Source organism: Sutcliffiella rhizosphaerae (assembly GCF_917563925.1).
GTDB lineage: Bacteria > Bacillota > Bacilli > Bacillales > Bacillaceae_I > Sutcliffiella_A > Sutcliffiella_A rhizosphaerae.
In genome coordinates this window covers 20,871-30,085 of the sequence record NZ_CAKJTJ010000039.1, presented here as the reverse complement: position 1 = coordinate 30,085, position 9,215 = coordinate 20,871, and the positions used below count along the sequence as shown (strand labels likewise).

Below are 9,215 nucleotides of genomic sequence, written 5' to 3'. Positions count from 1 at the left end.
CTCCCGCAGGAGTCTACGTCTTGCCCTCCAATCAACCGCTAGTGTAATCAAAAAGCATATTTTTATACTAAAAAACCGAACATATTTGATCAATCACTCAAATAAGTTCGGTTTTGTCTTAGACTAAAACATTTTTGTCCCAGCCCCTTTAACATTATTTAATTCTATTGGTCTATTTTAAATGGGAAATCCTGCACATCTTTAATGTAATCCTGGATATTTCTAAAGGTGACCGTTGTTCCTCCGCTTGAAACAAAAAATCCCTCTTTTGAAATGACAAGACCTTCAAAAGAACTACCATGGAAGGTAACTTTTCCATTAGGAGCAATGAGTATTCCTGTCATTTTTAAGTCCCCACCGTTTACATTGATATCCCCTGTACTAATCACCGTTGCATTTTGGTAAGAATTTACCCACCTTTTTAATGAATTATCATAATAGCTATTGATCGAAACATTCCCACCATAATACTTCATGTTGTCTGGTTTGATTTGCTGGGAGTAGCCTTTCTGGGCAAACCACTGACTTGATTGAAGAGGTGGCATTTCAAATTCTAGGTTATCCGCATTCGGTGCATTAGGTATCGTTATTACTTTCTTGAATTTAGAAAGTAAAGTAGGACTCATGTTCTCTGGATGTGTTAGTGTCCCTTCATAAAAGACAGTAGTGTTATGACCTAAATTAGGCGTCCAGTCCAACGTGACATTCCCTTTTATATAAGCGTTTCCTTGAATATTCGCATCCTTTATATGGGCGTTCCCATCAATAAATATGTCTTTCTGGAAGGTTCCTCCTATTAATTGAGCGTTCTTCCCAATGAATAGCTTCTGGTGAAGGGTAGCATCTTTTAGAGTGGAATTACCTTTTACATAAACATCGCCATAAACATTACGTCCACCACTTTTTAATAGGAAATCCCCGTTTACATATATAGCACCAGGATTCGTATTGGAGCCTAACCCTGCGCCGCCTCCATTGAATTCGACGGTTCCATCTATATAAATATTTGAAACCCTGCTCAATGCTCCTCCATTAATTTTATTACCAAATAAATCCCCGAAAATAACCATTGTGGCGTCTGGACCAATCATCTGGTTTCCTTGGAATTCCAAACTTTTTCCATAAACAAACACATTCTCACCTACTAAATAATCATAAAAATTATCGGGATTCTCAGTGCCAGGGTTTTCGGTCCCAGGGTTTTCGGTTCCAGGGTTTTCAGTACCAGGGTTTTCGGTTCCAGGGTTTTCAGTACCAGGTTCTTCGGTATCAGGGTTCTCAGTACCAGGATTTCCAGGCTTCGGTAAAACTATATCTGTTACCACGAGTGAGGCTCTTCCACTAATAATAGTATCAATTTCAAAGTTGTTATTTTGATAATCCATAATAGTGAATTTGACGTTCAAGTCCTCGGAGGATTGAAAGGAAGCGCATGGATCTTCTTTAGACATGATATTAGTAGAATCAGAGATGGTAAGTTCATGAAAAGTTATATTGTCATTCGCTAATAAACTATCAGAGCAAAAGGAGTATTCATCTTGCTGGTGCTGAGCTCGTAAAGTACTGACCACGATATTTGCTTCTTGTCTTAAATTTATGTGGGATTGTGTCTTTTCGTTATAATTCATCGTTGACGCAAAAACACCAAAGGTTAATGTTCCTAAAAAGGTTAAGATACCTAAAGTTATTAGTAATTCTAACAGTGTTACACCCGATTCATCGACAATCTTTCGTTTTAGCACACAAGCTCACCTACTTTACTTTAGCTAGTTATAATGGAAATGGTTTTTTTAATTAATAGAAGTATATATATCCTACAAAACAGTAAAATCTTATGAAATTCTCCTATTTCTTCCTACAATAGTATTATACTAAAAATTAGGAGTTGGTATATTGTTTTTAATTGAAAATAGAGATTAAATGTACCCATGGAAGTTATTATTGAAAAAGTTAAGCTATATTTGAACTACAAATAATTGAGTTTTATACAATTGCCTTACAAATCATCTATATTAAGCAAAGCAATGTGTAAAAGAAAATTATTAGATAAGTCCCTACGTTGGTAGAAATATTCTTTTTCATAAAACAAGTGATTTTTCTAAAATACCTATTTTTAAACAAACGTTTGATCAATTGTTTTTTTCGTGTTGTGATGGTGGAAGTGATATCGCTTCGGGAATTATCGACTGTTTTTGCAAGGTATATTGATATAAGAAGGAGTATCAACTATGTTCTTATTAAAAACCTTATGTACACTAAAATCCCAACTAGACACTAATCATAAATGGCAGTCATCGGCCGTGAAGGAGAAATTCACACGGTTGGTTAAAGGTTTAATGAGGGTGCCGATAAAGAAGCAGAATAATTAGTATGTTCCTAAAGATTATGAAACATTTTTATCACATCACAACGGTGCTAAGCTGTTTGAATTGTATCTTGGGAAAACAAATGTTGGTGGAGGATTAATCCTTTATTCCTTTGAAAAAATCCGAAAAGTTCAGCGCTATTTACAGTGGGATAATGAGTTTTATCCAATCGGATATGTATATGAAAATCACCTGATGATCAAAAATAGCAGTGGTAGTCAAAAGTATATCTATATAGAATATTTAGAAAAGGAACCATTAAACATGAACTTTGAAACATTCTTGGACATTTTTATTGTTTCCAATGGTTCAAACTTTTGGGAATGGACCTAAATAGCAGTGATTTCTTCAACACCATTCAATTTGAAGAATGGTGTTTTTTGATACCATCTAAATCCTTGAAAATAAAACGCTTTCATATTATGATGAATACGTATTCAAAACACAGAAATTTCAGAAAGTTGGTGGAAGTATGGAAAGAATAGCTGTACTTGGTTGTGGGACGATGGGACATTCCATTGCCCTTAATGCGGCGTGGGTTGGGTTAAGTGTTAAGATGCAAGGTATTAGTGACTCTGATTTGGAGCAAGGATGGACTAATATGCTGAAAAAGCTGGAGGTTATGATTGATAATGGTGTTTTATCTCAAGAAGAAGCAAGCAAACTAAAGGACAACATCCAACTAACTACTTCAGTGGAAGAGGCAGTGAAGGATGCGACTTTTGTTATTGAGGCAGTACCCGAGGATATTGAGTTGAAAATCGAATTGTTTCATAAACTTGACGCTCTTTGTGCTCCAGATGTCATACTTGCAAGCAATACATCTGGTTTAAGCCCAACGGAAATTGCTTCAAAAACGAACGATCCAGAACGAACGGTGGTAACTCATTTTTGGAATCCAGCTCATTTAATTCCACTAGTTGAGGTGGTACGAGGTGAAAAGACTGGAGATGAAGCAGTTAAAAGATCTTTCCAACTTCTAAAGCTTATGAAGAAAAAACCAATTGAAGTAAAGAAGGAAGTGTCAGGATTTGTGGGGAATCGCCTGCAATACGCATTATTCCGTGAAGCGCAGTATCTGTTAGAGGAAGGCATTGCCAGCAAGGAAGATATTGATGATGCCGTTACATATGGAATCGGACGCAGGCTGCCTGTAACTGGTCCATTACTGTCAGCAGATATGGGTGGGCTTGATGTGTTCTCTGCTATTTCTGATTATCTTTTCGGTCATTTATCAAATGCAGGAGAATCTCTTCCAATTCTAGAGATGCTAGTTGCTGAACAAAAGCTCGGGGATAAGTCTGGTGAAGGCTTTTACAAATGGGATGAGGATTTTTCACGAAAATATAATAAGGAAAGGGAAGCTGAGCTTATTCGCTTTTTAAAAAAGGATTTAGCTGTGGAGGAATGTAATGAGGAATTTTCCGGATCTCGAGAATAAGTCGGTCATCGTGACAGGAGGAAGTAAAGGAATCGGTAAGGATATAGCTCTTTCCTTCGCAAGTAGTGGAGCAAATGTAGTGATAGTTGGTAGGGACGAAGACACACTCCGCCAAACAAATGAGGAGCTAATAAAAATTAACCCCAACAGCTTTTATGTATCCGCAGACCTTAATCAAGTTTCGGAGATTAAAAGAATGACAGAAACAGCAGTGGATTATATGGGATCGCTTGACGTGCTCGTTAATAACGCAGGGATTAATAGGGCTAAGCCTGCGTTGGAAGTAACGGAAGGGGATTGGGATCTGACCCTTGATACGAACTTGAAAGCAGCTTTTTTCTGTAGTCAACAAGCTGCTAAATATATGATTCCGAGTAGATCAGGCAAGATTGTTAATATAGCGTCCCAAATGGCTTTTGTCGGCTATTTTAACCGTGCTGCTTATTGTGCAAGTAAAGGAGGCATGGTGCAACTAACGAAAGCACTTGCGGTGGAATGGGCAGAATATGGAATTAATGTTAACGCAGTGGCTCCTACCTTTATTGAGACAGAACTAACGGAAAAGATGTTTGAGAATAAAGAGTTTGAAAGGGAAGTCTATAGCAGAATTCCACTAGGAAAGCTTGCTGAGGCAAGGGATGTTTCCGCAGCAACGCTTTTCCTTTCTTCTAATCTATCAAAATTCATTACTGGCGATACGATAAAAGTAGATGGCGGCTGGACTGCGATTTAAATTGAAATGGCATGTAACATCATTTTTGCATACGTATTCAAGGAGGGATATTAACATGGCAACAATTTTAAAACAGGGTAAAAATGACCAAGAGGTACAGGAAGCAGATGTAAAAGTGAGAGAAGCGGTTAGTGAGGTTTTGAAAAATATTGAACATAACGGTGATGCAGAAATTCGCAAGCTTTCCGAGCAGTATGATAAGTGGTCACCGGAGCAATTTAAATTAACTGACGATCAAATTCAAGAAATTATCGCGTCTGTTCCTGAGCAAACCATTAGTGATATTAAATTCGCACAAGAACAAATTCGTAATTTTGCGGAACATCAAAAGGCTGCATTAAAGGACATAGAGGTAGAAACATTGCCCGGTGTGTTCCTTGGTCATAAAAATATTCCGGTAAACAGTGTAGGGTGCTATATTCCAGGTGGTCGCTATCCGATGGTCGCATCGTCACATATGAGTGTATTGACCGCGAAGGTAGCTGGCGTTAAAAGAGTAATTGCCTGCACGCCTCCTATTAAAGGAGAAATTCCATCTGCAACAGTCGCCGCGATGCATCTTGCCGGAGCGGATGATATATATATTCTAGGTGGAATTCAAGCGATGGGTGCCATGGCAATTGGTACTGAAACAGTTGAGCCAGTAGATATGCTAGTTGGGCCGGGCAATGCTTTTGTAGCAGAAGCAAAGCGCCAATTGTATGGAAAAGTTGGAATCGATTTGTTTGCTGGACCAACCGAGGTGCTAGTCATTGCAGATGAAACAGCTGATGCGGAGATGGTGGCAACCGACCTTTTAGGGCAGGCGGAGCATGGGCCAAACTCACCTGCAGCACTTATTACGACTTCACAAACGCTGGCGGACGAAACAGTCGAGGAAATTGAACGTCAGTTAGAAACTCTTCCGACAGCTGATATTGCTGGTGTAGCATGGAAGGACTACGGATCTATTATTCTAGTTGATAGTCTGGAAGAGGCGGTTGTGGAAGCAGACAAATTGGCTTACGAGCATGTCGAGGTTTTAACGGAAGATCCGAACTACTTTTTAGAAAATATGACAAACTATGGTGCACTATTCCTTGGACCAGAAACGAACGTTGCCTACGGGGATAAAGTAATTGGTACGAATCATACGTTGCCAACGAAAAAAGCAGCCCGCTATACTGGTGGTCTATGGGTAGGCAAATTCCTAAAAACATGCACCTACCAGAGAACCACTCCTGAAGCGAGTGTGAAAATTGGAGAATATGCTTCTCGCTTATGTGACATAGAGGGCTTTAAAGGACATCAGGCACAGGCAGATCTTCGCGTGAAGCGCTATAGCAGTCTTGTAAATAAGTAAGCTTTTATCTTAATACGGAAAAGCACAATAAATTATACATTGAAATTTGTTATAATTTTTCTGTCTACGTACAGGCAGGGGGAACGACATTGAAACAAAAAAAAATAACAGCCATAGATGTCGCTCGTTTGGCAGGAGTATCACAAGCGAGCGTTTCTAGGGCATTTAGTAAAAATTCCAGTATCTCATTAAAAAAGAAGAAGCTCATTCTAGAGGCAGCAGAACAGTTGGGCTATCAACCAAATGCTATTGCAAGAGGACTAATCACCAACCAGTCCGGCATCATCGGTATAGTGATGCGAAACATCCAAAACCCATTTTATCCCGAAGTACTGGATAAGTTTTATGCAAAGCTTGCAGAAAAAGGGTATAAAGTGATGTTTATTAACTCCCATAATAACGAAATTTCTGATGATGAGGTGAGTCACTTAATCGAATACAGTGTAGAAGGAGCGATCATCACAGATACGCTGTTAACCTCATCTACTGTCCAGAAATTTACCCGAAATGGCATCAAGGTCGTTTTGTTCAATCGATATGATAATGATTCTATAAGTAATGCAGTTGTATGTGATAACGTCACAGCAGGAAAAAGGATTGGGGACTACTTATTGGAAAAAGGCCATAAAAATCCCGCATTCATCTCTGGACCGATGAATACATCCACAACTGTTGATCGATTAAAGGGATTCGAAGAGGCTTTAGCTGTTCACGGTATTAATTTCTTTTTGACAGAAAACGGATTTTATTCGTATGACGGAGGCTTTACAGCAGCCAAAAGATTATTAGAACGTGATCATACGATTGATGCCATCTTTTGTGCCAATGATGTCTCTGCTTTTGGTGCAATGGATTATTTGAAAACACAAAATATCCGAATTCCAGAGGATATTTCTGTTGTTGGCTTTGACAATGTAGCCATGTCTGATTGGGTGTCATATCACTTAACTACCTGGCATCAGCCCGTTGATAAAATGGTAAAGGACGCCATCCATCTATTGCTGGAACAGATAAACGGGAATGAAAATGCACCTATCATCCATAAAGTAGAAGGGCATTTGGCCGAAAGAGGATCAGTTATGGATAGAAGATGACATTTGTCTTATTTTGACTTTTTACACGGTAGAATTAAGTTTTGGAAGTAAAAATTCAGTTGATTAAAATGGAAGGCATGAAGACTCCGGCTGAAGGAAGGGACAAGGGAGACCTCACTTATGTGCATTTTGCGTCAGGGAGCCACCCAGACCACCCGCTTAAAGCGCAATGCCTGGAATGAAAAATCAACGGATTTGATACAGGTACACAAAAACGATAGACAGCCTCGAATTATTACCTCGAGATTGTCTGCAGTCTGACACCATTTCATTTGCAGAATGGTGTTTTCTTATACGTTAGAAAATGAAAACGAAAGGAGGAGTTTGCATGTCGTTATCTAAGCTAGATGAAAAGCTGAATATTCAACATGAGGAGCTTTTCCAAGTGAAAAATTGGATGTCGCCAAACCCTTATTTTATCCAACCAGGGAAGACACTAAGAGATGCTTCTGACATGATGGTGCAGTTTCGTTTGGATTGGTTACCTGTTGTTGATGAAGGGGAACTTCTGCTAAATTTGATTACTTCAAGAAAGCTTCTCCATTTTTTTGCACAAGGCAATGGGGGAGAGGAACAGATTAGCAGTATTCCAAAAGCAAGTTTAGCAACTGTCAGCCCAGAGGATTCTATTCTTGATGTACTTTCCTTGCCATATAATCAACTTCCAGTCATGGATAAAAGTGGCAAGCTAGTCGGCATCTTAACAGCACGGGATATTCTCGACGGCGTGTCCAAATATATGTATAAGCTGAATCAGCAACATTCTTCCGCAGCACTTGGAGCCATTTTGGAAACAGCGTATGAGGGGATTGCGGTAGTCGATGAAAATGGCATTTTGCAGGAATTTAATGAAGCATATAGCCGGTTTACTGGAATACGCCGTGAAGATGCGATTGGTCGGCATGTGACGGAAGTAATAGATAATACCCATCTTCATGAGACCGTAAAAACGGGATTTGCAGAAAGAGGCGTTCTTCAAAACATTCAAGGTCAAGATATGGTGGTCCATCGGATTCCGATTTGGAAAAATGGCAGGATTGCTGGCGCCATCGGGATGTTGATTTTTGAAGGAGTAACAGAGGTGTATAAAATCTATGAAAAGCTTCAGGAGAGTCAAACGAAGAAAGACGATTCCCTTACAAAAAAGAAGGAGAAAGATAGCCGGATTACACTAGACCAAATTATTGGTACAAGTGAGGGAATCATGGCGGTTAAGCGGCTGGCTAGAAAGGCGGCAAGAACCTCTGCAACGGTGTTGATAACAGGTGAAAGTGGAACAGGGAAGGAGATGTTTGCCAAAAGCATTCATCATCTCAGCCCTTTTTCAACCGGTCCTTTTATTAGCGTGAATTGTGGTGCCATTCCAGAGCATTTATTTGAATCTGAATTATTTGGGTATGAAGAAGGTGCATTTACTGGGGCAAGAAAAGGTGGCAAACCAGGGAAGTTTGAGCTTGCAAAAAACGGGACGATATTTCTTGATGAAATTGGAGATATGCCAGTGGTGATGCAGACAAAGCTGCTGCGAGTGCTTCAAGAAAAGGAAGCGGAACGAGTAGGGGGAGTAAAGAAAATCCAAATCAATGCAAGGGTCATAGCTGCGACGAACCGCAATCTAAAGCAAATGATTGAAAAAGGCGACTTTCGTGAGGATTTATACTACCGCTTGAACATTATTCAATTGCACATCCCTCCGTTGCGTGAAAGGAAAAAGGATATTCCAGTTTTACTGATCCATTATTTAAGAGAAATATGTGAGCGGTATCAGGTGCCCGCAAAAATATTTCAATCGGACGCGGTGGATGCATTTATCCAGTATTCCTGGAATGGAAACATCAGAGAGATGGTCAACACGATAGAACAGCTTGTGACACTTACGGATGGAAGAGTGATCGATTATCATCATCTTCCAGAAATGCTGAAAAGCAAGGAAGATTTTCAACAAAAGATAAACCAAGGATTACTTGAGGAAGCAAAGTCCATTGGAAACAAAAGAGAGTCAGAGTTAATTCTGGAGGCACTTAATAAGGCTGGCGGAAATAAATCCAAAGCAGCAGATTTCCTAGGCATTCATCGAACGACCCTTTATCAGAAGTTAAGAAAACACGGAATAGTATGAGGTGAGTGTAGTGTTTTCCCTGCAAATAATCTACAACTGTAGTGTAGTTGCTACATTTTTTGGAATTGAAACATATATATCATAGCCCTTCCATGTTGGCACGCTCCTTGCAAGAAGAAT

At 39.5% G+C, this 9,215-nt stretch carries 6 protein-coding genes and 1 pseudogene; 6 read left to right on the top strand and 1 reads right to left on the bottom strand.

Annotated features, from left to right (window positions below; all coding sequences use genetic code 11):
- Nucleotides 1-164 precede the first annotated feature (164 nt).
- The gene (locus tag LRP81_RS20145; protein WP_230504508.1) at nucleotides 165-1,742 is read right to left on the bottom strand and encodes a PulJ/GspJ family protein; all 1,578 of its coding nucleotides are present in this window, start codon (nucleotides 1,740-1,742) and stop codon (nucleotides 165-167) included.
- Nucleotides 1,743-2,387: 645 nt separating this feature from the next.
- Between LRP81_RS20145 and LRP81_RS23510 the strand changes: the two are divergent.
- The 6 genes and pseudogenes from LRP81_RS23510 to LRP81_RS20120 all read left to right on the top strand — a co-directional run.
- Nucleotides 2,388-2,699 (top strand): annotated as a pseudogene (locus LRP81_RS23510) (SMI1/KNR4 family protein); the annotation flags it as partial.
- 139 nt (nucleotides 2,700-2,838) lie between these two features.
- Complete coding sequence (locus LRP81_RS20140) at nucleotides 2,839-3,807, top strand: 3-hydroxyacyl-CoA dehydrogenase family protein (RefSeq protein ID WP_230504506.1); 969 nt, start codon at nucleotides 2,839-2,841, stop codon at nucleotides 3,805-3,807.
- On the top strand, nucleotides 3,779-4,540 hold the full coding sequence (locus LRP81_RS20135; RefSeq protein WP_230504504.1) for an SDR family NAD(P)-dependent oxidoreductase: 762 nt from the start codon (nucleotides 3,779-3,781) through the stop codon (nucleotides 4,538-4,540). The genes LRP81_RS20140 and LRP81_RS20135 overlap by 29 nt, the downstream gene beginning before the upstream one ends.
- A gap of 55 nt (nucleotides 4,541-4,595) precedes the next feature.
- Nucleotides 4,596-5,882, top strand: coding sequence for a histidinol dehydrogenase (hisD, locus tag LRP81_RS20130; protein WP_230504502.1), 1,287 nt, complete (start codon nucleotides 4,596-4,598; stop codon nucleotides 5,880-5,882).
- Between the two features lie 89 nt (nucleotides 5,883-5,971).
- A complete protein-coding gene (locus tag LRP81_RS20125) occupies nucleotides 5,972-6,976 on the top strand; it encodes a LacI family DNA-binding transcriptional regulator (RefSeq protein ID WP_230504500.1) in 1,005 nt (334 codons plus the stop codon).
- A 328-nt stretch (nucleotides 6,977-7,304) separates the two neighbouring features.
- On the top strand, nucleotides 7,305-9,095 hold the full coding sequence (locus tag LRP81_RS20120) for a sigma 54-interacting transcriptional regulator (protein WP_230504498.1): 1,791 nt from the start codon (nucleotides 7,305-7,307) through the stop codon (nucleotides 9,093-9,095).
- Nucleotides 9,096-9,215: the final 120 nt, after the last annotated feature.

Bases quoted from the DNA above. Each gene is read 5' to 3' on its own strand.
- LRP81_RS20140 (WP_230504506.1), top strand. From the start codon at position 2,839: ATGGAAAGAATAGCTGTACTTGGTTGTGGGACGATGGGACATTCCATT.
- LRP81_RS20135 (WP_230504504.1), top strand. From the start codon at position 3,779: ATGAGGAATTTTCCGGATCTCGAGAATAAGTCGGTCATCGTGACAGGA.
- hisD (WP_230504502.1), top strand. From the start codon at position 4,596: ATGGCAACAATTTTAAAACAGGGTAAAAATGACCAAGAGGTACAGGAA.
- LRP81_RS20120 (WP_230504498.1), top strand. From the start codon at position 7,305: ATGTCGTTATCTAAGCTAGATGAAAAGCTGAATATTCAACATGAGGAG.